Genomic DNA, 22,265 nt, shown 5'->3' with positions numbered 1-22,265 from the left:
TAGCCTATAAGGTTTATTCAGTCCTATAATTTCAAAATGAATAAACCTACTCCTAAAACTTATCGTACAACCAACTGGTCTTCCTATAATCGCGCTCTCATTAATCGGGGCAACATTTCCATTTGGTTTGATCCAAACACTCAGTGGTATGCACAACCACAAAACAAGCAAGGTCGAAATCAAACTTACTCCGATACGGCTATTCAATGCTGTTTAATGATCAAATCTTTATTTAGACTCTCTGAACCGTACCGGGTTTGTCGGAGACTTTTTTATTTAAGTTAGGCCACCTGACCTAACGGGTTAATCTTATCATAGTACATTGCTTCAAACTCAAAAGGCGATACATAACCCAGTGCGCTGTGTACACGCTCTTTATTAAACCAATCGACCCAGTTTAGTGTCGCAAGTTGTACATCTGCTAAACCTTGCCAATCTGCTTTTAAATATTCAATCACCTCTGTTTTGTATAAGCCATTCACCGTTTCAGCCAGAGCATTATCGTATGAATCACCCGTTGTACCGACTGATGCTCGTAAATTTGCAGCTTCTAAACGATTGGTATAGCGAATAGAAAGATATTGAACACCTCTATCGGAATGATGAATCACATTCTTTGGCATGCCTCGATCGTGCAATGCTTGCTCAAGTGCATCGAGTACCATATCTGTATTCATCCGTGTAGATACTTTCCATCCAACAATTGCTCGTGAGAACACATCAATAATAAAGGCGGTATAGACCCAGCCTGAATTTGTTTGAATATAGGTAAAGTCAGCAACCCACAAGTGATTAGGCTGATCAGCTCTAAAATTCCGTTTCACCAAGTCAGGTGCTCGTTTTTGGTCATCTCGGCTACGGGTGGTTTGTTTGTTCTTACCTCGCCAAACACCTTGTATACCTAGATTTTTCATTAATCGAGCAACAGTACAGCGTGCAATAATATAGCCTTCACGTTTCAGTTTTTGCCAGACTTTACGTACACCATACCGACCTGAACTTTCCTTCCAAATTCGTTTAATCTCCTCAGCATGATGCAAGTCATGTAAATCTCGCTTTGCTCGATGTTCCCTTGCGAAGCAATGCTTCTCATCGCAGAGATCTAGAGTCCGGTAATAGGTTGAAGCTGCAATCGGTAAAATTCTACAAATCGCTTCAACACCATATCGATCTTTATTGTTATGGATAAAATCCACCATTATTTGTGTGGGCGGTCGAGCTCCGCCTGGGCGAAAAAAGCGGCTGCTTTACGTAGAATTTCATTGGCACGCTTTAATTCTTTAATTTCACGTTCCATTTGCTTCATTTTTTCTTGATCAGATATCTGTTGTACTTTAATAGGATTTTGCTGATCTAAATGCTTTTGATGCCAGGCACGAAGTGTTTCAGGAGTACAACCAATCTTAGGCGCAATTGCTGTGATTGCAGCCCAAGTAGAAGGATAATCTTTTTCAGATTCAATCAATAATTGAACCGCTCTTTCTCTGATTTCAGGGGTATATTTTAATTTTGTCATCGGGGTAGTCTCTCAGAATATTGACTCTCCGACAAACCCGGTACGGTTCACTCTTTACGCATGGTCACAGGTTTTGTTCAAAGTCTGATTAAACTTTGTGGATTAAATTGGACCGCACCAGATTACAGTACGCTTTGTCGAAGACAAAAACATATTGATATTGCGATTAGCTATCAAAAAAGTAGTGATGGGCTACATCTACTCGTCGACTCAACTGGCTTAAAGTTTCTAGGTGAAGGTGAGTGGAAACGTAAGAAACATGGACCTGAATATCGTCGCCAATGGCGTAAGCTTCATATTGGCATCGATGCTGAAACCTTGCAAATACGTGCAGTACAGCTTACTACAAATAATGTGAGCGATTCGCAAGTACTCGGTGATTTACTTGCTCAAATTCCCTTAGATGAACGAATTGATTCGGTCTATACCGATGGTGCTTATGACACGAAGCACTGCAGACAAGTCATTCTAGATCGAGATGCACATGCGCTCATTCCGCCAAGAAAAAATGCAAAACCATGGAAAGATCAGAAATTGAGATCTTTAGAGCGGAATGAGTTACTGAAAACAGTTAAACGTTTAGGAAGAACGCTTTGGAAAAAATGGTCTGGTTATCATCGTCGAAGTTTAGTTGAAACCAAGATGCATTGCATCAAACTATTAGGTGATAAATTAACAGCAAGGAGTTTTTCTAGTCAGGTGAATGAGATTCATGCACGCATAGCCGTATTGAACAAATTTACAGAATTAGGTCGTCCTCATACCCAAGTTGTCACTTGAATTCTGTTCAAATGAGCAGAGTGTTATCTTTTAAATCTTTGTGCAACAAAGCCTGATGCAAATAAAATTAAAGTAGGTCAGAAAATATTTATTGGGAGTTCTAGTGCGTCAAATGAAATGATGCTTCAAGTCGCGGCTCCTAAAGAAGGTTATTTTATTGAAATAGATTATATTGTAAATGCTGGGGAGACTTTATTAAGTATCGCAAAAAAATATAATTTAAACGCAGAAAGAATTAAAAAAGATAATAAAATAATTGATGCGTATAGTCTTTATTCCGGTCAAAGACTAAAGCTAATAAATCATTCTGCAAAGTTTTTAGGCCTAAGTAATCAGAAGCTGATATTAAGTAAATTATATACTGAAGGTTTATTCCCAGTTACTAAGGTTGAGGGAGATTATACCCGACAAATTTCTGTAACTATTGGAGCACAGTTGTGGGAGATACTAGGGGCTTCTTTAGAAATAGGGGTTGCCTATGATGCTCGTGGTAGCTGGATGCTATACTATGCTGTTGAAGATTCTATAAGTATTGATAAAAATGCGATAAATTTGCATGATGGAAATGTAAAAAAATTAAGTGATGATATTGGATTTTCTCTTGCAGGAAGTAATATTAAGACTAATGCGAAACATGTTTCGGAATTGACTGGAGCAGGATATAGTCTAACAAACAGTGTTAACTTAGGAGCTTATAATGTGGGAGTTGTAAATGTAAAATCTAAGACAAAAGATTATGAAACTGGAGAGGATAAAGATATTGATGGGGTTGGTGGTGTGGGGCAGATAAATATAGGGAAAAAGAGTATAAAGACCCCAAGTATTGATCATCAAGTTGGAGCCTCAATTGTAATTCCTTTATTTATTTATAATAGAAAGGTTAAAAAGTGATTTAATCGTTCTTATTGGGATTTTTCTTATACTGGTCTAGCCAGTATATAGATTTTCCTAGTTCGTTTTTATCTTTATAGCAAAGAGAAATATTGTATTGTGCAAGATCATAACCCTGTTCTGCATATGGTTTTAATAACTCTATTGCTTTATCAATATTTTTTTCTGTCCCTTTACCATTTCTATAAAGAATGGCTAATTTAATTGCAGAGGCACTATAATTTTGATTTGAAGATCTCGTATACCAATCAAATGCTTGTTTGTAATCTTGCTTAACTCCTCTACCATAATAGTATACTTGTCCTACATTAAACTGACCGGCAGCACTACCATGATCTGCAGAAAGTAGAAACTTTTCTAAAGCTTTTGTTGAATCTTGTGGAAAGATGATCCCATTTTCATAATATATACCAATATAATTAATAGCTTCATAAGAACCAAGCTTAGCTGCTTTTTCAAAAAGGGTTAATGCTTTTTGATAGTCATGCTCTTTTTTTGCACTGTTAAATGCTATTAAGCCTAAGTTATGTATTGATGGGGCATGGTTTTGTTTAGCTGCTAATGTATACCAATGAATAGCTTTTGCTTCATCAGTTTCACCATTAAATCCATATTGATAACTTGCACCAATATCATTTTGAGCGGTTGGATTCCCTTGTTTCGCTAACTCGAATAAAATTGGAAAAGCTTTATCATATTGGTCATTATTGATGAAATTTTCTGCTTGTTTTAGCTTTTTGTTTGTTTCTTGATCATAAATATATACTGTTTCTGAATTTGAGTTCTTCGTATTTGTAGCGTGCTCTTGTTTTGTACTACCACATGAAATCAAGAAGATAAGTGATGCAAGAACCAAAAGATTTTTCATAGAAATTTTAAACTTTAATGGAACATAGATAACAATGAATTTTAATTTAAATTTTTATATATAACAATTAATTAGAAGTTTTATTGTTTGTTTTTTTGTAACAAGATAACCTATTTTTATAAAAATTAAGAAGATTAAATACTACAAACTATAAAGCATGAAGCGTATATCGTTAAAGTGAAACCAGTAAAACTTATAATATCAGTGGAAACATGTTATTAGGAAATTTTGGACTGTATGGGGGGACTATAGCTGGGGCAAAAATTGGCTTAATATTAGCGCCTACAACAGGTGGGACATCAATTTTACTTGGCAGAGTAGTAGGTGCTGGAATTGGTGCTGTATTATTAGGTGTTGGGTCTGGTTTTGCGGGTAGCTATGGTGGAACAACGATTGCTAGAAAATATACTGGTGTGTGATTAAAGGGTTTGTTTATGAATGAGGTTTTATCAGTAATAAAAGAAATGGTCTTTAATAATAGTATTTTTCTTAATGTAATTGTTTTATTATTATCTTTAATATTTTTTTGATGATTTTTACATACATTTATAATAAAATTTATATAAAAAATTACAAAGACGATTTTTTTGATTTGTTTTTTGGTAAAGAAAATAGTTTGGTTTTTAGAGAAGTTGGTGGAGATTTGGTTGTTGTTGCATATTGGTTTTTAATGCGTTATTCTTTTGAGTTATTTTTATCAAGAAAAACAAAATTTCCTTCTTATGAAGATATTTTAAATAAACCATTTTACATGACACCTAATGCTTATAAGGAAAATATTAGACTTCCGTCATAAATCAAAAAACGTACAATTTATTTGATCTTAAATTAATCAGCAAAATTATTTAATTCAAGAGATAATCCTTGGATGAAATTCAAAGATATTCAAAAATTATCAGACGTTAAGTTTCGTAGGCTTAGCGGTGTTAGTTGGGCTACATTTAACCTCATGTTGGCCGAGCTAAATAAGCATTTACCTCGTCATATTGGTAAAGGACGACCGCATAAATTACCGTTGGAAGATCGTTTGCTCTTATGTATAGAATATTGGAGAGAATATCGAACATTTTTCCATCTTGGTATGAGTTACGGTGTATCTGAAACGAGTGCAATTCGTATCACACGTGTTATTGAAGATACCTTAATCGGTTCTGGAAAATTTAACTTGCCAAAACAACTTCCTAATCGAGATGAAGTGGATTGGGAAGTTGTTGTGATTGATGCAACTGAAATATTAGTTCAACGTCCAAAAAAAACAGAAGAAATGGTATAGCGGTAAAAAAAGCGACATACCTTTAAATTTCAGCTATCTATGCACTATACAACAGGTGAAATACTGAGTGTATGTGGAAGTCATGGAAGCATGCATGATTTTAAAATATTTAAAAAAAGCATGAGGAAATTAAAATTTAAGCCCTTTTTTATTGTTGATAGGCTTTGTTGCACAAAGATTTAAAAGATAACACTCTGCTCATTTGAACAGAATTCAAGTGACAACTTGGGTATGAGGACGACCTAATTCTGTAAATTTGTTCAATACGGCTATGCGTGCATGAATCTCATTCACCTGACTAGAAAAACTCCTTGCTGTTAATTTATCACCTAATAGTTTGATGCAATGCATCTTGGTTTCAACTAAACTTCGACGATGATAACCAGACCATTTTTTCCAAAGCGTTCTTCCTAAACGTTTAACTGTTTTCAGTAACTCATTCCGCTCTAAAGATCTCAATTTCTGATCTTTCCATGGTTTTGCATTTTTTCTTGGCGGAATGAGCACATGTGCATCTCGATCTAGAATGACTTGTCTGCAGTGCTTCGTGTCATAAGCACCATCGGTATAGACCGAATCAATTCGTTCATCTAAGGGAATTTGAGCAAGTAAATCACCGAGTACTTGCGAATCGCTCACATTATTTGTAGTAAGCTGTACTGCACGTATTTGCAAGGTTTCAGCATCGATGCCAATATGAAGCTTACGCCATTGGCGACGATATTCAGGTCCATGTTTCTTACGTTTCCACTCACCTTCACCTAGAAACTTTAAGCCAGTTGAGTCGACGAGTAGATGTAGCCCATCACTACTTTTTTGATAGCTAATCGCAATATCAATATGTTTTTGTCTTCGACAAAGCGTACTGTAATCTGGTGCGGTCCAATTTAATCCACAAAGTTTAATCAGACTTTGAACAAAACCTGTGACCATGCGTAAAGAGAGTCTAAATAAAGATTTGATCATTAAACAGCATTGAATAGCCGTATCGGAGTAAGTTTGATTTCGACCTTGCTTGTTTTGTGGTTGTGCATACCACTGAGTGTTTGGATCAAACCAAATGGAAATGTTGCCCCGATTAATGAGAGCGCGATTATAGGAAGACCAGTTGGTTGTACGATAAGTTTTAGGAGTAGGTTTATTCATTTTGAAATTATAGGACTGAATAAACCTTATAGGCTAGGTTTGTGCAACAAAGCCTATCAACGATAAAAAAGGGCTTAAATTTTAATTTCCTCATGCTTTTTTTAAATATTTTAAAATCATGCATGCTTCCATGACTTCCACATACACTCAGTATTTCACCTGTTGTATAGTGCATAGATAGCTGAAATTTAAAGGTATGTCGCTTTTTTTTACCGCTATACCATTTCTTCTGTTTTTTTTGGACGTTGAACTAATATTTCAGTTGCATCAATCACAACAACTTCCCAATCCACTTCATCTCGATTAGGAAGTTGTTTTGACAAGTTAAATTTTCCAGAACGGATTAAGGTATCTTCAATAACACGTGTGATACGAATTGCACTCGTTTCAGATACACCGTAACTCATACCAAGATGGAAAAATGTTCGATATTCTCTCCAATATTCTATACATAAGAGCAAACGATCTTCCAACGGTAATTTATGCGGTCGTCCTTTACCAATATGACAAGGTAACTGCTTATTTAGCTCGGCCAACATGAGGTTAAATGTAGCCCAACTAACACCGCTAAGCCTACGAAACTTAACGTCTGATAATTTTTGAATATCTTTGAATTTCATCCAAGGATTATCTCTTGAATTAAATAATTTTGCTGATTAATTTAAGATCAAATAAATTGTACGTTTTTTGATTTATGACGGAAGTCTATTATAGTTACTGATGATATATTTCTTATTTGTGCTTTTTTAATTATTCCTTTTGGGATTCTATTGCTGTTATTTACATATATATATAATAGACTTCCTTCATAAATCATTTTTCAATCAATTTAATTGTTTATCTTTCACCCAATCTAAATTGTATATGCCAGCAAGTAAATTAAACCGCAGGTTTAATCTTTTACGACGATTTCTATATACACAAGATAAAATCTTAAAACATTTCATCCTTCCAAATACATGCTCTACTTGAATTCGTCTACGACCAATCTCTCTATTTAACTTTTTTAATTCAGAATCTAGTTTTTCAGTTTTCTTTGCTTTAGATGGCATGAGGCATCCAAAACCCAATTTCTTTATCCCTAAATACCCCTTATCAACAATAAAAAAGGGCTTAAATTTTAATTTCCTCATGCTTTTTTTAAATATTTTAAAATCATGCATGCTTCCATGACTTCCACATACACTCAGTATTTCACCTGTTGTATAGTGCATAGATAGCTGAAATTTAAAGGTATGTCGCTTTTTTTACCGCTATACCATTTCTTCTGTTTTTTTTGGACGTTGAACTAATATTTCAGTTGCATCAATCACAACAACTTCCCAATCCACTTCATCTCGATTAGGAAGTTGTTTTGGCAAGTTAAATTTTCCAGAACCGATTAAGGTATCTTCAATAACACGTGTGATACGAATTGCACTCGTTTCAGATACACCGTAACTCATACCAAGATGGAAAAATGTTCGATATTCTCTCCAATATTCTATACATAAGAGCAAACGATCTTCCAACGGTAATTTATGCGGTCGTCCTTTACCAATATGACGAGGTAAATGCTTATTTAGCTCGGCCAACATGAGGTTAAATGTAGCCCAACTAACACCGCTAAGCCTACGAAACTTAACGTCTGATAATTTTTGAATATCTTTGAATTTCATCCAAGGATTATCTCTTGAATTAAATAATTTTGCTGATTAATTTAAGATCAAATAAATTGTACGTTTTTTGATTTATGACGGAAGTCTAATAAAGTCTATATAAAGAATAATCAGAGAGATTTTTTGGTTTTCTTCTTTGGAGAGAAAGGTGGAGATGATTTTTCTAGAGTTGGAGGAGATTTGGTTGTAGTTGCTTATTGGTTTTTAATATATTACTCAAATTAGGCTTTGTTGCACAAACCTATCTGTAAAGGGTTTTTCAGCGATATAATTTTCAAATGAAGAAGCCTACACACAAAATCTACCGCACAACCAATTGGCCCGCATATAACCGAGCACTCATGAGTCGCGGAAATATTGCCATTTGGTTTGATCCTGCTACGCAATGGTATGCGCCATCAAAAGGCAAACAAGGGCGAAATCAAACCTACTCCGACGCAGCCATCCAATGCTGCTTAATGATTAAATCCTTATTCCGTCTGTCTTTACGTATGGTCACTGGCTTTGTGCAAAGTCTGATTAAACTTTGCGGATTAAATTGGATAGCTCCAGATTACACCACGCTTTGTAGAAGACAAAAGCATATTGATATTGTAATCAGCTACCAAAAAAGTAGCGATGGGCTGCATCTACTCATGGACTCTACAGGCATGAAGTTTCTAGGTGAGGGCGAATGGAAATGCAAGAAACATGGACCTGAATATCGTCGCCAATGGCGTAAACTTCATATTGGTATAGATGCTAAAACCCTACAAATACGAGCAGTTCAGCTTACAACCAATGTCAGTGATTCACAGGTGCTTGGTGATTTACTTAATCAGATTCCACAAGATGAGCAGATTAACTGTGTTTATACCGATGGAGCTTATGACACCAAGCAATGCCGTGAGGTCATTGCAGATCGGCAAGCGCATGCGGTGATTCCACCTAGAAAAAATGCGAAACCATGGAAAGATACAAAGAGTAGCTCGCTAGAGCGAAATGAATTACTTCGAACAATTAAACGTTTAGGCAGGACACTATGGAAAAAATGGTCAGGCTATCATCGTCGAAGTTTGGTTGAAACTAAGATGCATTGCATCAAATTATTAGGAGATAAACTCAGTGCAAGGAGTTTTGATAGCCAAGTGAATGAGATCCATGCACGTGTAGCAGTCCTTAACAGATTTACGGAATTAGGTCGACCACTTACCCAAGTTACGCCTTAAATTTGGCTCAATTAGGGGCGCTTTGCATTTCAAATCTTTGTGCAACAAAGCCGTTTGAAGTTGCTGGAAATACAGAGCCTGTTCAGGTTTATAGCATTGTGTGAATAGCACCCAAATATCGTCTTCATGATTGTCATCGTTAGCAAGGGTTGTATCATATGTTTCTGCAAGGCCATGACATGCATAGTAGCCTTGGGTAAATAAAGGATCATAGGCTGCGAGATTAGTTCTGAGTGCTTCACTAAACTTAATCACTTGTAATTCAGTACAAGCCAAAATGAGCAGCAAGTCTGCATAAGAATGAATATGTTCTTGAATAAATTGTGCGATTGCAAATGCTTCAGGCTTGGTCTGTTTTTGATCGGCGACATTGAGTTCAAGTTGCTGCATCAGTTGAAGAAAATAGACCAAATGCGATTTAGAGGGCGAGCTTTTCTCTAGTTGGTGGGTATTAAAACCCAATTCATCTAGAAGATTTAGTGACAACAAATAACGTGCATATATCTTGGCTGCAATGCGGTCTTGCTCCACGATATTACTGTCGTGCTCAAGTTGCAGCGCTTGATACATAGCCATACTCAAAGCATCAGTGAAAATTTTAACAATGGCAGTAATATAATTCAGATGAATAAATTTCAGCTGCTCAAGGCTCAGTTGGCATTGATGCAGCCGTGTCAGTATCGGATGTTGGAATAAAATATGTTCAGCTGTCGTTTGCTTTAAATGGCTGATCGCTTGAGTATTGGCTGCCCATGACGTTGAGCTTAAGGATCGTTCAATAAAGCGCAAAACTTCTGCGCGGGTATGTTCAGACTGGGTGAAGGAAAGTGCATTCATATACGAGGTAAATTTTAATTGTCATCATTTTTATCATAGTGAAAAAGACTCGATTCTTCTAGTGTTTTATTTATCTTAAAAACTATATATTTCAAATGGTTATTTTAATATTGATATTGTTTCTTATAAAAAAACGGTGTTGATCTAAATTTGATATATAATATCGTCTTCAATCGATGTATTTCGTTTTCATGTGCTGTTCTTTTGGGTTAATGGCTTAATTTTAAAGTTTTGTGCATCAGGTAAAATAAATGTCAAAAAAAGAAGACATCATTAACACAGCGCTTAATCTCTTTAACTCACATAGTTATAATTCTATCGGTGTGGATCGGATTATTAGCGAGTCTGGCGTTGCTAAAATGACGTTTTACAAATACTTCCCATCTAAAGCTAAATTAATTGAAGAATGCTTAGTGACCAGAAACCAAAATTTACAGCAGTCGCTTGAAGCGACGATTGCTGCATGTGACCCAAGTGATTATCTCTCCCATATTCGTGCAATTTTTGAATGGTACCATGCTTGGTTTCATAGCGCGGATTTTAATGGTTGTATGTTCCAAAAGGCAGTTGAAGAAATTTCAAAAATTTATCCTTCTTCACTACAGCCCGCAATTGATTATAAAGAATGGTTAAAAGGCAAGTTATGTCAGGCTTTGAATCGTCTAGGTGTGAAGCAGGATGAACAGTTGGCGGCTTTTTTATCCAGTATTTTGGATGGCATGACCATACAGGCGCAAATCGATCCGAAGCAAGTGCATTTGGAAGATTATTGGAAGCGTGTAAATACTTTAATCCAAATGGAACTTTCAGCTGTCTAATGTATCAACTTTAATCTTAGAGTTAACTCAATACACATTATATTGCTGGCTTAAATGAGTTTAAAATAAATCAAGTACAAATAAATAAGCGCCATAACGGTTAAGTTATCGCGCTTTGCTGATAATGATTATGTTCCATATCGCACATTATTTGACAATAATGCATGATATGAATATGAGCAACTTAATGTGCCTTCTTATATTTTTTGTACCCTCTGAATGTTTTCGGTCATTCAGTATTTCAGCAAAAATAGACAGACTTGTCTGTTTTGCTGAATTATAGAGACTTTGTGGAGAAAAACAACCAATCTCTCATTATTTTGGCTGAAATTTATTCATTATGCTTAATATTCCTTAAAATATGTAGGGTATTCATTATTTATTGTGTTATTCAGCCGAATAATTAAGGCACCTTGGGGGTAAATAAATGGTAAATTCATTGATTGGTTCAATCAGAACACTATAGGGTTTGAGCTGATCTTCATAGCATACAAGATTGAGCCTTGCTAAAAGTTCAAAGCGAGCATAATGCAGCGTTGCAGGTTTTGGATGTAAGCGCCCATGCCACACACGATAGCTGCCGAGTTTTCCATCGCGGCGATGGTAAAATCCTGCCAAAGGATGAGTCAAGAAGACCTGATAACTTTCTAAATTGGGAAAGCCTTCAAAATGCCATGGGTCATGTTCGGACTGAGACAAATGCACATCTGAAGTGGCCCATGCCGATTGAGTCCGCATTTTATATTGTGTATATCGACCCTCTGCATCTTGCTGACAATCAAACTCAATCTGTGCAGGATGCCACGGTAGTTGCCAGACATAACGAGGAACGATTAGCGTCCAAGAGTCCAAAGTCGTTCCTAAAAACCAAACACAACGTTCCTGTGTTTCCTGATCAATCACGTAGACCCGATAATTGGTTTGCCCCATAGTGAATTTTGGAAAAGGGTAAACCGCAGAGCTGAAATCTACATCGATGAAGGGCACTACCGACATCAGTGCATGTTGTTTGCCTTGGTATTGGACCGTGTCTAATTTAAATCGCGCTGGAATGATCTCTTTAAACTGCGCTGGGTCAACGGCATAAGTAATGAGGGCAAAATGCTGGAGTTTGCACTGTACATCGAGACCGCTGGGCTTGGGTTTTGGATGTAAATAGTCTTTAAATTTGAGTTCTGGAAAGGTCATGGGTTTAAATTCTAGATTTGTTATTTTTTTAATATTAGATAAAGCTATGCGTAGAGTAAATAAAAAACCGAAGCCTAAGCTTCGGTTTTTTAATATCTTTATACGATCTTATTTTTCAACGAATGCACGTTCAATCACGTAGTCACCAAGTACACCCATACGTGGCGACTCTTTTAAACCATGTTGGTCTAGAAGTGCAGCAACGTCATCGAGGAATGCAGGGCTACCGCAAAGCATTGCACGGTCCGTTTCTGGGTTGAAACGTGGTAAACCGATCTTCTCAAAAATCTCACCAGTTTCAATTACAGTTGTGACACGACCTTGGTTTGGATACTCTTCACGAGTAACCGTTGGGTAGTAAACCAATTTATCTTTAATGCCTAGCTCTTCAAAGAACTCATTGTTCGGAAGTTCGTCTAAAATAAGGTCTTGGTAAGCCAATTCAGAAATGAAGCGTGTACCATGAACCACAATCACTTTCTCAAAACGTTCATAGGTTTCAGGGTCACGAATGGTTGCCAAGAACGGCGCAAGACCTGTACCAGAAGAAAGCAGGTATAAGTTTTTACCTGGGTTTAAGTCATCAAGCACTAAAGTTCCAGTTGGTTTTTTAGATACCAAAATTTCATCGCCCACTTTAACTTTTTGTAAAATAGAGGTTAACGGGCCATCTGGAACTTTAATTGAGAAAAACTCAAGTTCTTCTTCGTAGTTTGCACTAGCAATAGAATAAGCACGCATTAACGGTTTGCCATTTACTTCAAGGCCGATCATCACAAATTGACCGTTTTTAAAACGTAGAGCAGTGTCGCGCGTCGTTTTAAAAGAGAATAAAGTATCATTCCAATGGTGGACGTGAGTAATCTTTTCGACGTTGAAAGCAGCCATTAAAGGTCTCAATAAATTATCAAATTAGAACAGGTTGCTATTCTAATCTAAAATCATTCTCGATAAACTGAATATATTTAATTGAGCTTATTAGAAAAAGTGATGATGACTGAGTTAACCTTGCCGATTATTGGCTATATGCACTCTTCTTATAAGGAAAAGTTTGGTATTCCTCGTCAGCCTAATTTGGTTCAGGTGGAATCGTATATTGAAATGTTAGCGCCCTATAATGATGTTCTAGCTTTTGAAGGGATTGAGGCATTTAGTCATTTATGGTTGGTGTGGCAGTTTCATGACAATAAAAATCCAGAAAAAAACCAGTTTCGTCCACAAGTTCGTCCGCCACGCTTAGGAGGGAATAAAAAAATAGGGGTGTTTGCTACGCGCAGCATGTATCGGCCTTCACAGATTGGTCTATCGGTGGTAAGGCTCAAGTGTGTCAAAAAAGAAGGGAAGTCAGTTCGAGTGTATGTCACAGGAAGTGATTTACTAGATGGCACCCCAATTGTTGATATTAAACCTTATATTCACTACTCAGATGTAGTTATAGATGCGGAAAGTGGCTATGCGCAAGATGAACCTAAACGTAAATCGGTGATATGGTCGGATCGGGCGATCGAACAGAAGCAGCAGCTTTTGATGAGTGAAAAACTTTCACTACAGACCGTACAAGAGCTTGAAGCCGTTTTATCTTTAGATCCCAGACCGGCGTATCAGGATGATGAAGCGCGAATTTATGGGATGAAATTTGCAAATTTAGATGTGAAATTTAAAGTGAATGAAACGTGTATAGAAATACAGGAGCTATAAGCTCCTGTATCGATTCAAACTTAAACCCACTGAGTTATTCGGAATAGATTTAAAACTTCAGGTTTTGTTTTAAATAATTTGCTGCAACTGAATTGTATAAATCACAACCTTTATTTAAGCCATCTGCCTTAGTTAAACGAGCGGTTTTCTCGTCGACAGACACATTCATTTGATTTATTCGCTCTTTCTCTGATTGAATATCATTTGCAAGATTGGACTCTACGCCAGCAGTTTCTTTTGAACTTGTATAGTAGGCGCCTTTATATTGAGTGTATCCACTAAAAGCGTGTGCTTCGGTTTCATCGTGGCTGTAATGATAGGCAAGCGCATTATTAAATTTTGTGTATTTAAAATATTTCTGCCCAGTTTGGCTGGCAAAAGCCGTTGCGTATTCATTAAAGTCCTGTTGATATACATCTTCTGCTTCAGATAAGAGTAAATATTCCTGATTATTGGAGTATTCTGTTTCCTGTAAACAGGTTGAACCCGCTGGGAATTTTAATGCTTGGTATGCTTTTAATTTTGTATTGATTTCATCTGGATACTTCACGCTATATTGAGGATAGTCCAAGTTCCAATTCAGGTCAGGGTCTACAGTTGAAAGTACGCTTTCACCAGCAATATTACGCTGAGCCACAGTTGTGGTGAATTCTAAACCTGTAGATCCGATTGCGGAATAAGGCCGAAGTTTGATTTGATTATTGATGAAGGTCATTTGGCCAATTAAAGCGCCATAGCTATTGGTAGGGCCGAATGTTTGATACTCGCCTTGTTCAGTTAAGTAAATTTCATTTGTATCATCATCTGCATCGAAAGTAGCATAAGCTTTGCCATCAGCCAGCGTAATTTTTGTATTTAGCACGCCGAAATCAACAGCTTGAGTATGTGAGTCATACCAATAATCAATACGAACAGTTTCCCATTGTTGGGCTGTATTTGTATTATTAGAGTTATTATTTGAAGAATTACTGGATGTTGAGTTATTGCTAGTACTGGTATTGTTAGAACTATCAGAACTTCCGCCACCACACGCGCTAAGCATTAATGCGCTAAAAACTGCAAGCGATAATATTTTAAATTTCATAAAGATCCTGATTCAAAAATATATTATTAATAAAGTTATTGTTTAAAAATGAAGCGGGCTGATTATAGATTAATATGATGAAAATAAAAAATTAAATTTTATAAAAATTAATTATTTAAATAGAATTAATCAATCGTCCACCAAAGTAGCCCAATCAATACCAGCATATGCAAAATCTGAATCGGGGCAAAAGCAATAAAGTATTGCTTACCACCTGTTAAGGCGGCATTAACGGATTTGGCAACAGCGTGTGCAGCCAAACCTAAGATAAATGCTGACATTGCTGCCGTGTCTGCCGGTGCTCCTTGCATCACGACTGTTGCCATCGCTGCATGAATTTCAAATAAAGAGGCCAACAAAGTCCCAGCGATTAAACCTGCATCTCCCAGCCAAAGGTTGAGTCCATACACAACCGCTTGGATGAGCGTCAAAGTCAGAGCAATAATGCCAGCCTCTTTTAGGCTAAACATGCGTGAATCAGTGGGTTGATGTTGTTCTTGCGCAGGTGCAGATCGTACCAACATGTAGGCACAGATCCCTAAAAGGACACTTGCCACAAGGGTCGGCAGCAGTATGGTTTTGAGCCAAAGTATACTCACACCTGCAACTATTATCAGCAATTGCAACAAAGTTGCAATACAGGACATGAGTGCTGCACCTGCATTGGGTTTGGCGAGTGCTCGACCTGCACGTACTTCCATGCCTAAGCTTGCAACAGTTGCTGTACTGGATACAAAACCTGAGGCGATTGCCGATAAAATCATGGCATTTTTAGTGCTCAGCAGTCGTTTGGCAATATGCGCAAGCGCTTGAACAGCAAGAATGAGTGTGACTAATTTTAAAATAATATGGGGATTCAGCACAGCACCCCATAAAGGCGTATTTGGCGTTAAGGGCAGGGCAATTAAAATCAGCGCTAGGAGAAAGATACCGTCTTTAAACTCAGCCTCGGTAATCCATTTTCCCGCAATGCTGTGCATCGGATGTTTGGTCATTAAAATAATGGTCAGGAGCACGGCTAAACCTGCCGCTAGAGGTGTATTCCATAAGCACATCGCCCCGATAAAATAGGTCATGACAAAGGCAAGCTCAGTGGTTGAACCCAAATCTTCTGTTTGGTTTTTCATTGAGAATATAACTATGCCGCCGATGATCAGCGCACCGACAATGCCAATATTGACACCAAATAAAAAACAAATAGCACCGAGGAGTGCACAAATTGCAAAGGAGCGTAGTCCTGCAAAGCTCTGTTGGTTTTCACGTTGTTTACTTCGTTCACGCTCTAAACCAATCAATAGGCCACAGCCTAATGCTGAAGCCAAGGTAATGAGGACCTCAGATAAAGCCAAGCTGTTGATGGGAATTGCGCTGAAGTCCAAGCCTATCTCACAAAAGCTAATGATCTATCTAAAATATAGGCGAATGCTGAAGGTGGATTCAAGTTAAAAGAGCAAGATTTGTGAGTAAATTCGTGATTATATTTATGAGCTTGGCTACTCCTCAATATTTGTGGGATTTGCTTATGCTTTGTGCGAATGAATACAGAAAATCTTGCTATAGTGGGGTTATGTTTGGGGACGTATAACAATGAATTTTAATTTTGAAATTGATACCACTTGGTGCTTAGATCAACTCTTTAAAGATGGGCGAATTACTGAAAAAGAAAAAAATCTAGTACAAACCTCGCACCGTCAACGCGATCAATTGAAGTGGCATCCATTACAGTGGATTGCTCATTTTAATCTGGTGGATCAGTCGCATCCACAGTCGAGACTGACATTAAATCGGCTCTGTCAGTGGTTAGCCGAAAAGACCCAATTACCGTTTTATGTGATTGATCCGCTCAAAGCCGATGTGCAAGCTTTGACTTCGGTGATGTCTCAAGAATTCGCCTTCCGCAATAAAATCTTGGCTGTTGAAGTTCAGGCCAATCAAGTGTTGATTGCAACAGATCAGCCGTATATGGAAGATTGGATCGCAAATTTGGAGCACAATGTTGCACCAAAAAAAATCCAGCGTGTATTACTCAGCCCTGAACAATTACAGCGTTATATGGTGGAGTATTATCAGGTGAGCCGTGCTGTCAGTAATTCACAGAAGTCTGGGAGTTATGACCGTGATAATAAAGGCGTTGAAGCACTTTTACAGTTGGGCGATAGTCAAAACCCTGATGCCAATGACCAACACATTGTTAAATTAGTCGACTGGGTTCTACAGTTTGCTTTTGAGCAAGGTGCCAGTGATATTCACTTAGAACCACGTAAAGACAACGGCAAAGTTCGTTTCCGTATTGATGGGGTGCTGCATACGATTTATAACATGCCTGCCAATACTTTAACCGCGGTGATTTCACGGATTAAAATTTTAGGTCGAATGAACGTGGCAGAGAAACGTAAACCACAAGATGGGCGTTTAAAAACACGGACACCGAAAGGACAAGAAACAGAACTGCGTCTTTCGACTTTACCGACTGCTTTTGGTGAAAAGTTGGTGATGCGTATTTTTGACCCTGAAGTTTTAGTGCGTAGTTTTCAGCAGTTGGGTTTTGAAGGGCATTTGCTCAGTGATTGGCAAGCGCTGACTTCGCATAGTCACGGCATTATTTTAGTGACAGGGCCAACGGGTTCAGGTAAAACCACCACGCTTTATTCTTCTTTGAAACAATTGGCTACCGAACAGGTGAACGTCTGTACCATTGAAGACCCGATTGAAATGTTAGAACCGAGTTTTAACCAAATGCAGGTGAATACAGGTATTGATCTTGGTTTTGCTGATGGTGTTCGCGCGCTGATGCGTCAAGACCCTGACATTATTATGGTCGGTGAGATTCGTGACCATGATACGGCCAATATGGCGATTCAGGCCGCACTTACAGGGCATTTGGTGCTGTCAACTCTGCACACCAATGATGCACCTTCCAGTCTAACGCGTTTGCATGATTTAGGCGTACAACCGTTCTTAACCGCGGCAACCATTTTAGGGGTATTGGCACAGCGTCTCGTACGTCGTTTATGTCCACATTGTAAAGTTGAAAAGCAAATCAACAGCCAAGAATGGGAGCATCTGACTTTTGATTACATTATGGAAATGCCTGAAAAAGTCTTTACCGCAGTCGGATGTGAAGAGTGTCGTCAAACGGGCTACAAAGGACGAGTCGGCATCTATGAGTTTATGCCTGTGAGTTTAGAGGCGAAGCAACTGATTGGCGCCAATGGTGACTTGACTGCATTACGTCAACAAGCCAAAAAAGAAGGCATTGAGCCTTTAAGAATTGCAGGGGCTCGTAAAGTTTTAGAAGGCGTCACTACGCTAGAAGAAGTGTTACGTGTTGTCCCACTCAACTAAGCGTTTAATGCGTTACTTGAAGCTTTCTTAAGATTCAGCTCATCTAGCTTTGGTTTAATGACTTCATCGAATAGGTGAACAATTAAATAGAGGTACTGGATATGAATATGATAATGAAAGCGTTATTGGTTGCTGGTGTTATTGGCTCAACCACTGTCGCTGTAGCAAATACGGCAGTGAACCAAGCGGCAGTTGCTGCTTCAACACCAACTACAGTTAAGCATGCGTTAACATTAAAAGATGACAGTCACGTCCAGTTAAAAGGTTATGTGGTCAAAGCCATTGGGGATGAGAAGTATGAATTCCGTGATCAAACCGGTTCAATTACTGTCGACATTGATGATGAATTATGGGGTGGCAAAGCAATTTCGGCTAAAACACCTGTAACCATTATCGGTGAAGTAGATATTGACTACAAACCAGCAAAACGCGTTGAAATTGACGTAGATCAAGTGAAATTCTAAACACACTTACCCAAGCTCAATTCAATTTTGATTGGACTTTCTTAAAAAACCACAGGGCTTCGATTGGATCTTAGCCCTGTGGTTTTTGTATTTTGAGCCATTTCACGGCATGATCTAAACAATCGTAATAAGGCAGGTTAAGCAGTGCGGATATTATTGGCAGAAGATGATGCCTCTCAAGCTGAGAGTATTAAAACTTGGCTTGAAATGGATGGCTACAGTGTCGATTGGGTGGAACGGGGTGACCATGCCATTTTAGCCATTGAACAGCATCACTATGACTGTGTGCTTTTAGATCGTGGTTTGCCGCATGCCACAGGCGATGACATTTTGCTGAAAGTCCGTGGCAAGAACCTCTCGACTCCTGTGATTTTTCTCACAGCGCGTGACAGTATTCGAGATCGAGTCGAAGGTCTAGACTTGGGCGCCAATGATTATTTGGTCAAACCTTTTAGTCTAGAGGAATTATCTGCTCGAATTCGCTTACAACTTCGACAGCAACAGCATAGCAGCTCGCAGGTATTGAGTTATGCCAATATCCAACTCGACCCACAAGCCAAAAGTGTGACTCAAAATGGTCAAGCTGTTAATTTAACTGCCAAAGAGTTTCAAATTTTGCATAAATTGATGCTCAAGCCCGAATATGTTGTTACGCGGGAACAACTTGAGGAAAGTCTTTATGCATGGGGCGATGAAATCGAAAGTAATGCGATTGAGGTCTTTATTTATCAATTACGAAAAAAACTCGGTAGTCATTGTATTAAAACCATACGTGGTTTGGGCTACAGAATGAATCAGGACACATAATGGCTCAGCCAATTTCACTGCAGCGTCAGCTTGTTAAAAGTTCGCTCCTCAGTTCGATACTGGCGGGGCTTTTGGCATTGCTGATGTTCATTGGGGTGTCCGTTTATCAGACCATGTCTATGCAAGATGAAATCATGGATGAAATGGCCGATATGTTGTTGGCAGATGATTTAACGGTCAGCAATGGTCAAGCTTTGGCAGAGCTTAGTGATGAGTTTGATATTCGCTATCGACTGGATAATGCACAGCAACTTTTGACTGCATCCGAAGATGTACCTGAAAAAATTACCGTGGATCATTTGAGTTTGGTTTCAGATGCACCTTATGGTTTTTATTGGTCAGAGCAGAAACTGTGGCGTATTTATACTGCACAGGATAATCACGGTTTACTGGTTCAACTGAGCCAGTCGATGTCCGAACGTTTCCATGCCTTTTGGCAAAGCATCCTAGTTTTCAGTGGTGTGTTGTTTTTAGTCTGGTGTTTACAGTGGTTGTTGATGCATTTTGCCATTCGACGTAAATTTCGAGTGATACATCAAGTTTCCGAGCAAATTTCAAATAAATCGGTCAATGATTTAGCACCTATTTCTATGCCAGAACCTGAGCTGATTGAGTTGCAACCGATGCTGTCTCAACTGAATGCCTTATTGGCGCGTTTAGACCAAGCTTTAGTGGCAGAGCAGCGCTTTACCGCGGATGCTTCACATGAGCTACGTTCTCCACTTTCTGCGATACAAATGCGACTTCAGGTGCTCAAGCGCAAGTTTCCTGAACTTGAAAGTGAGTTCAAACCGATCCAACAAGATGTCAGTCGTGGGGTGCAGGTGTTGGATAATCTGTTGTTGCTGGCACGTCTTGACCCTGAGCAAAAGGAAAGCTTGGCGAAGACTAAGTTTGACTTCAGTCTGCTAATGCAGGACGTGATTAAAGCTTTACAGCCGTTTGCGGACTCAAAACAGATTGAAGTTCAGATGGTTCTTGCAAAAGAGGTCTATGTATTTGCCAATGAACAGCTTTTATTCAGTGCACTACGGAATGTACTTGATAATGCGATTCGTTATAGTCCTGAGCAGGCAAAAGTTTTTGTGACGCTGACGATTGAAAGACAGCAGCTCAGACTGAGTATTGAAAATAGTGGACATGGGGTCGATTCTGCGGTTATCCAACGTTTAGGTGAACGCTTCTATCGGGCTTTAGGTACAAAAACACAAGGTTCAGGCTTGGGCTTATCGATTTGTCAGAAAATTGTCGATTTACATGCAGGGCAGTTGTTATTTAGTCCATCCGACTTAGGCGGTTTAAAAGTGGAGCTGCTGTTAAATAGGGTTGAGCCTTAGAAGTGCAGATTGTGATCTGTGATAAAAACAGCATAAATGATCAAACTTAAAGACACTAAAAAGCAGTACGCGCTGACATACTGCTTGTTTCCACGATTATTGTTATTGGGTTTTTATAGTTCTTATTTGGTAAGAATGAGTCGATTATTGCGAGTGAGTCGTAGACGATACTCTTCTCCAGCATGCATAATGCGAATTTCACGGCCTAGGGCAAATAAGTTGTTTGAGTGTAGCATTGGTAGTGAATGGGCTGTTTCGTTACGAGTAAATAAGCTAAATGGTGCGTTCATTCTGGCGACTCCGTGGTATATGTTGAACGATTTAAATGATAATCATTATCGAATGAGGCTGTCAACATTTTCTCGCTGAAAATATAAAAAACTTCAATATCGTTACATGCAATCACTCAATACACTACACATCTGAAATGGAATCTGATTATGTCAAAACCTTTGGTTCAAGTTGCTATAGCCATCCTTTTACATCAAGGCAAAGTGTTGGTGGGCTGGCGCCAGGCGGAACAGCATCAGGGCAATAAGCACGAATTTCCTGGAGGGAAGGTGGAAGCAGGTGAAACGCCTGAGCAAGCTTGTCGCCGTGAAGTGTTAGAAGAAGTAGGAATTGATATACAAGATTGGCATGCTTTTGACTGTATTCAGTTTGAATATGACGATGTGATTGTCAATTTGCATTTATTTCATGCCGTAGTATCAAATCATCTATTGGCAGACATTCACTCACCATGGGCGTGGTTCAAGCGTGCCGAATTACAAGATCTTAACTTTCCAAAAGCCAATCAGGCCATTTTGAAGCGACTTTATGCTGCACCCGTGATTAAAATTTCAGATCAAATCGATGTGTTGAAAGATTTGCCTGAACAACAAGTGCTGTATTGGCGAGTGCCTGCCAGTCCTGAACATATTTTAAAAATTGCAGAACTGAGTGTAGAACAATTGGCTCGGGTGATTGTCAATATAGAACTATGGAAAGGTTTAAATCCCCTACAACAGCAGGCAGTTGCGGCCATACACCTGAAACAATCTCAATTGATGCAACTGAGTAAAGGGGAGTTGAACGTTGGGCAGCGTTATATAGCGGCCTGTCATGACCGTAGCAGTGCTGAACATGCACAAGAAATTGGCTGTGATGCTCTTTTACTCAGTCCCGTACTTGATACACTCAGCCACCCCAATAGTGAAACTTTGGGTTGGCAACAGTTCAGTTTGATTGCAGAAGAGATTCATATCCCAATTTTTGCTCTCGGCGGCTTACAGTTAGCCGATTTAGCCAAGGCACAAAGTTATGGTGCTTATGGTATAGCAGGGCAGCGCTCCATTTAACGGAGCA

At 38.5% G+C, this 22,265-nt stretch carries 24 protein-coding genes, 3 pseudogenes and 1 other annotated feature; of the genes and pseudogenes, 14 read left to right on the top strand and 13 right to left on the bottom strand.

The genetic code is table 11. The features are described 5' to 3' along the window. Positions 1–36: 36 nt before the first annotated feature. Positions 37–262 (top strand): annotated as a pseudogene (locus tag HUK62_RS12375) (transposase); the annotation flags it as partial. Between the two features lie 19 nt (positions 263–281). Here the strand turns inward: HUK62_RS12375 and HUK62_RS12370 are convergent. Continuing rightward, positions 282–1,516 (bottom strand): IS3 family transposase gene (locus tag HUK62_RS12370; RefSeq protein ID WP_176538012.1). Its coding sequence is split into 2 segments (ribosomal slippage): positions 282–1,240 and positions 1,240–1,516, totalling 1,236 coding nucleotides; the frame shifts between segments, so codons are not numbered across the junction. Further along, positions 1,125–1,241 (bottom strand) — a sequence feature (AL1L pseudoknot). Its footprint overlaps the gene before it by 117 nt. A 51-nt stretch (positions 1,517–1,567) precedes the next feature. Here HUK62_RS12370 and HUK62_RS12365 point away from each other — a divergent pair. Together HUK62_RS12365 and HUK62_RS12360 are read left to right on the top strand one after the other, a co-directional pair. Next, positions 1,568–2,296: pseudogene (locus tag HUK62_RS12365) on the top strand (IS5-like element ISAha2 family transposase); the annotation flags it as partial. Positions 2,297–2,413: 117 nt separating this feature from the next. Continuing rightward, positions 2,414–3,187: a LysM domain-containing protein gene (locus HUK62_RS12360; RefSeq protein WP_228723689.1), complete on the top strand. Its 774-nt coding sequence runs from the start codon at positions 2,414–2,416 to the stop codon at positions 3,185–3,187. A gap of 1 nt (position 3,188) precedes the next feature. Here HUK62_RS12360 and HUK62_RS12355 read toward each other — a convergent pair whose 3' ends face one another. Beyond that, on the bottom strand, positions 3,189–4,055 hold the full coding sequence (locus HUK62_RS12355; RefSeq protein WP_176538011.1) for a tetratricopeptide repeat protein: 867 nt from the start codon (positions 4,053–4,055) through the stop codon (positions 3,189–3,191). Positions 4,056–4,267: 212 nt separating this feature from the next. Between HUK62_RS12355 and HUK62_RS12350 the strand changes: the two genes are divergently transcribed. The 3 genes from HUK62_RS12350 (at position 4,268) to HUK62_RS12340 (ending at position 5,328) form a co-directional block, all read left to right on the top strand. Then, positions 4,268–4,474 carry a hypothetical protein gene (locus HUK62_RS12350; RefSeq protein ID WP_078426854.1) on the top strand — a complete coding sequence of 69 codons (207 nt, stop codon included), beginning with the start codon at positions 4,268–4,270 and terminating at the stop codon, positions 4,472–4,474. Between the two features lie 107 nt (positions 4,475–4,581). Continuing rightward, positions 4,582–4,851, top strand: a complete 270-nt coding sequence (locus tag HUK62_RS12345; protein WP_228723688.1) for a hypothetical protein — start codon at positions 4,582–4,584, stop codon at positions 4,849–4,851. A gap of 72 nt (positions 4,852–4,923) precedes the next feature. After that, positions 4,924–5,328 carry a transposase family protein gene (locus HUK62_RS12340; RefSeq protein ID WP_176537337.1) on the top strand — a complete coding sequence of 135 codons (405 nt, stop codon included), beginning with the start codon at positions 4,924–4,926 and terminating at the stop codon, positions 5,326–5,328. A 213-nt stretch (positions 5,329–5,541) separates the two neighbouring features. Here the strand turns inward: HUK62_RS12340 and HUK62_RS12335 are convergent, their stop codons facing one another. The 5 genes and pseudogenes from HUK62_RS12335 to HUK62_RS12315 all read right to left on the bottom strand — a co-directional run bounded on the left by HUK62_RS12335 (position 5,542) and on the right by HUK62_RS12315 (position 8,132). Continuing rightward, a complete protein-coding gene (locus HUK62_RS12335; protein ID WP_176538010.1) occupies positions 5,542–6,474 on the bottom strand; it encodes an IS5-like element ISAha2 family transposase in 933 nt (310 codons plus the stop codon). Positions 6,475–6,481: 7 nt separating this feature from the next. Further along, positions 6,482–6,652, bottom strand: a pseudogene (locus HUK62_RS19290) (hypothetical protein); the annotation flags it as partial. A 37-nt stretch (positions 6,653–6,689) separates the two neighbouring features. Further along, complete coding sequence (locus HUK62_RS12325) at positions 6,690–7,094, bottom strand: transposase family protein (RefSeq protein ID WP_176538009.1); 405 nt, start codon at positions 7,092–7,094, stop codon at positions 6,690–6,692. Between the two features lie 204 nt (positions 7,095–7,298). Beyond that, positions 7,299–7,688, bottom strand: a complete 390-nt coding sequence (locus HUK62_RS12320) for a transposase family protein (protein WP_079270576.1) — start codon at positions 7,686–7,688, stop codon at positions 7,299–7,301. 39 nt (positions 7,689–7,727) lie between these two features. Further along, positions 7,728–8,132, bottom strand: coding sequence for a transposase family protein (locus HUK62_RS12315; protein WP_176537337.1), 405 nt, complete (start codon positions 8,130–8,132; stop codon positions 7,728–7,730). Positions 8,133–8,410: 278 nt separating this feature from the next. Here HUK62_RS12315 and HUK62_RS12310 point away from each other — a divergent pair, with 278 nt between their 5' ends. Continuing rightward, complete coding sequence (locus tag HUK62_RS12310; RefSeq protein WP_176538008.1) at positions 8,411–9,340, top strand: IS5 family transposase; 930 nt, start codon at positions 8,411–8,413, stop codon at positions 9,338–9,340. Here the strand turns inward: HUK62_RS12310 and HUK62_RS12300 are convergent. Then, positions 9,308–10,177 (bottom strand): hypothetical protein, encoded by an 870-nt coding sequence (locus tag HUK62_RS12300; RefSeq protein ID WP_228723687.1) that lies wholly within the window; start codon positions 10,175–10,177, stop codon positions 9,308–9,310. The two genes, HUK62_RS12310 and HUK62_RS12300, sit on opposite strands and share 33 nt — an antisense overlap. A gap of 251 nt (positions 10,178–10,428) precedes the next feature. Between HUK62_RS12300 and HUK62_RS12295 the strand changes: the two genes are divergently transcribed. Then, positions 10,429–10,995: a TetR/AcrR family transcriptional regulator gene (locus HUK62_RS12295; protein ID WP_176538007.1), complete on the top strand. Its 567-nt coding sequence runs from the start codon at positions 10,429–10,431 to the stop codon at positions 10,993–10,995. A 387-nt stretch (positions 10,996–11,382) separates the two neighbouring features. On the opposite strand, the gene HUK62_RS12290 is transcribed toward HUK62_RS12295, so the two are convergent. Continuing rightward, positions 11,383–12,183, bottom strand: coding sequence for a DUF2071 domain-containing protein (locus HUK62_RS12290; RefSeq protein WP_176538006.1), 801 nt, complete (start codon positions 12,181–12,183; stop codon positions 11,383–11,385). Between the two features lie 108 nt (positions 12,184–12,291). After that, entirely contained in the window at positions 12,292–13,071 is a 780-nt protein-coding gene (locus HUK62_RS12285) for a ferredoxin--NADP reductase (protein ID WP_004696086.1), read from the bottom strand. Positions 13,072–13,173: 102 nt separating this feature from the next. Here HUK62_RS12285 and tsaA point away from each other — a divergent pair, with 102 nt between their 5' ends. Then, positions 13,174–13,881 carry a tRNA (N6-threonylcarbamoyladenosine(37)-N6)-methyltransferase TrmO gene (tsaA, locus tag HUK62_RS12280; protein WP_176538005.1) on the top strand — a complete coding sequence of 236 codons (708 nt, stop codon included), beginning with the start codon at positions 13,174–13,176 and terminating at the stop codon, positions 13,879–13,881. A 49-nt stretch (positions 13,882–13,930) separates the two neighbouring features. Here tsaA and HUK62_RS12270 read toward each other — a convergent pair whose 3' ends face one another. Both HUK62_RS12270 and HUK62_RS12265 read right to left on the bottom strand, forming a co-directional pair. Further along, on the bottom strand, positions 13,931–14,965 hold the full coding sequence (locus HUK62_RS12270; RefSeq protein ID WP_228723686.1) for a hypothetical protein: 1,035 nt from the start codon (positions 14,963–14,965) through the stop codon (positions 13,931–13,933). Positions 14,966–15,090: 125 nt separating this feature from the next. Beyond that, positions 15,091–16,344, bottom strand: coding sequence for an MgtC/SapB family protein (locus HUK62_RS12265; protein WP_176538004.1), 1,254 nt, complete (start codon positions 16,342–16,344; stop codon positions 15,091–15,093). Positions 16,345–16,552: 208 nt separating this feature from the next. Here HUK62_RS12265 and HUK62_RS12260 point away from each other — a divergent pair, with 208 nt between their 5' ends. From HUK62_RS12260 to HUK62_RS12245, 4 genes are all read left to right on the top strand, one after another. Next, positions 16,553–18,310, top strand: coding sequence for a GspE/PulE family protein (locus HUK62_RS12260; RefSeq protein ID WP_176538003.1), 1,758 nt, complete (start codon positions 16,553–16,555; stop codon positions 18,308–18,310). Between the two features lie 101 nt (positions 18,311–18,411). Then, positions 18,412–18,774 (top strand): NirD/YgiW/YdeI family stress tolerance protein, encoded by a 363-nt coding sequence (locus HUK62_RS12255; RefSeq protein ID WP_176538002.1) that lies wholly within the window; start codon positions 18,412–18,414, stop codon positions 18,772–18,774. A gap of 144 nt (positions 18,775–18,918) precedes the next feature. Further along, positions 18,919–19,581 carry a response regulator transcription factor gene (locus HUK62_RS12250; protein WP_005400550.1) on the top strand — a complete coding sequence of 221 codons (663 nt, stop codon included), beginning with the start codon at positions 18,919–18,921 and terminating at the stop codon, positions 19,579–19,581. Further along, positions 19,581–20,918 carry a HAMP domain-containing sensor histidine kinase gene (locus tag HUK62_RS12245; RefSeq protein ID WP_176538001.1) on the top strand — a complete coding sequence of 446 codons (1,338 nt, stop codon included), beginning with the start codon at positions 19,581–19,583 and terminating at the stop codon, positions 20,916–20,918. Before HUK62_RS12250 ends, HUK62_RS12245 begins: the two co-directional genes overlap by 1 nt. Positions 20,919–21,040: 122 nt before the next feature. Here the strand turns inward: HUK62_RS12245 and HUK62_RS12240 are convergent, their stop codons facing one another. Continuing rightward, a complete protein-coding gene (locus HUK62_RS12240; protein WP_004696105.1) occupies positions 21,041–21,208 on the bottom strand; it encodes a hemin uptake protein HemP in 168 nt (55 codons plus the stop codon). A 150-nt stretch (positions 21,209–21,358) separates the two neighbouring features. On the opposite strand from HUK62_RS12240, the gene HUK62_RS12235 reads away from it, so the two are divergent. Beyond that, a complete protein-coding gene (locus HUK62_RS12235; RefSeq protein WP_004982385.1) occupies positions 21,359–22,258 on the top strand; it encodes an NUDIX domain-containing protein in 900 nt (299 codons plus the stop codon). Positions 22,259–22,265 lie beyond the last annotated feature (7 nt).

The sequence above is a fragment of the Acinetobacter sp. NEB 394 genome (assembly GCF_013374795.1).
GTDB lineage: Bacteria > Pseudomonadota > Gammaproteobacteria > Pseudomonadales > Moraxellaceae > Acinetobacter > Acinetobacter johnsonii.
The sequence above is the reverse complement of the archived record's forward strand: the minus strand, read 5'-3'. Positions and strand labels throughout refer to the sequence as shown.

Excerpts from the sequence above, each read along its gene's own strand:
- HUK62_RS12360 (WP_228723689.1), top strand. The coding sequence starts at position 2,414 with ATGATGCTTCAAGTCGCGGCTCCTAAAGAAGGTTATTTTATTGAAATA.
- HUK62_RS12355 (WP_176538011.1), bottom strand. The coding sequence starts at position 4,055 with ATGAAAAATCTTTTGGTTCTTGCATCACTTATCTTCTTGATTTCATGT.
- HUK62_RS12350 (WP_078426854.1), top strand. The coding sequence starts at position 4,268 with ATGTTATTAGGAAATTTTGGACTGTATGGGGGGACTATAGCTGGGGCA.
- HUK62_RS12340 (WP_176537337.1), top strand. The coding sequence starts at position 4,924 with ATGAAATTCAAAGATATTCAAAAATTATCAGACGTTAAGTTTCGTAGG.
- HUK62_RS12335 (WP_176538010.1), bottom strand. The coding sequence starts at position 6,474 with ATGAATAAACCTACTCCTAAAACTTATCGTACAACCAACTGGTCTTCC.
- HUK62_RS12325 (WP_176538009.1), bottom strand. The coding sequence starts at position 7,094 with ATGAAATTCAAAGATATTCAAAAATTATCAGACGTTAAGTTTCGTAGG.
- HUK62_RS12320 (WP_079270576.1), bottom strand. The coding sequence starts at position 7,688 with ATGCACTATACAACAGGTGAAATACTGAGTGTATGTGGAAGTCATGGA.
- HUK62_RS12315 (WP_176537337.1), bottom strand. The coding sequence starts at position 8,132 with ATGAAATTCAAAGATATTCAAAAATTATCAGACGTTAAGTTTCGTAGG.
- HUK62_RS12310 (WP_176538008.1), top strand. The coding sequence starts at position 8,411 with ATGAAGAAGCCTACACACAAAATCTACCGCACAACCAATTGGCCCGCA.
- HUK62_RS12300 (WP_228723687.1), bottom strand. The coding sequence starts at position 10,177 with ATGAATGCACTTTCCTTCACCCAGTCTGAACATACCCGCGCAGAAGTT.
- HUK62_RS12295 (WP_176538007.1), top strand. The coding sequence starts at position 10,429 with ATGTCAAAAAAAGAAGACATCATTAACACAGCGCTTAATCTCTTTAAC.
- HUK62_RS12290 (WP_176538006.1), bottom strand. The coding sequence starts at position 12,183 with ATGACCTTTCCAGAACTCAAATTTAAAGACTATTTACATCCAAAACCC.
- HUK62_RS12285 (WP_004696086.1), bottom strand. The coding sequence starts at position 13,071 with ATGGCTGCTTTCAACGTCGAAAAGATTACTCACGTCCACCATTGGAAT.
- tsaA (WP_176538005.1), top strand. The coding sequence starts at position 13,174 with ATGATGACTGAGTTAACCTTGCCGATTATTGGCTATATGCACTCTTCT.
- HUK62_RS12270 (WP_228723686.1), bottom strand. The coding sequence starts at position 14,965 with ATGAAATTTAAAATATTATCGCTTGCAGTTTTTAGCGCATTAATGCTT.
- HUK62_RS12260 (WP_176538003.1), top strand. The coding sequence starts at position 16,553 with ATGAATTTTAATTTTGAAATTGATACCACTTGGTGCTTAGATCAACTC.
- HUK62_RS12255 (WP_176538002.1), top strand. The coding sequence starts at position 18,412 with ATGAATATGATAATGAAAGCGTTATTGGTTGCTGGTGTTATTGGCTCA.
- HUK62_RS12245 (WP_176538001.1), top strand. The coding sequence starts at position 19,581 with ATGGCTCAGCCAATTTCACTGCAGCGTCAGCTTGTTAAAAGTTCGCTC.
- HUK62_RS12240 (WP_004696105.1), bottom strand. The coding sequence starts at position 21,208 with ATGAACGCACCATTTAGCTTATTTACTCGTAACGAAACAGCCCATTCA.
- HUK62_RS12235 (WP_004982385.1), top strand. The coding sequence starts at position 21,359 with ATGTCAAAACCTTTGGTTCAAGTTGCTATAGCCATCCTTTTACATCAA.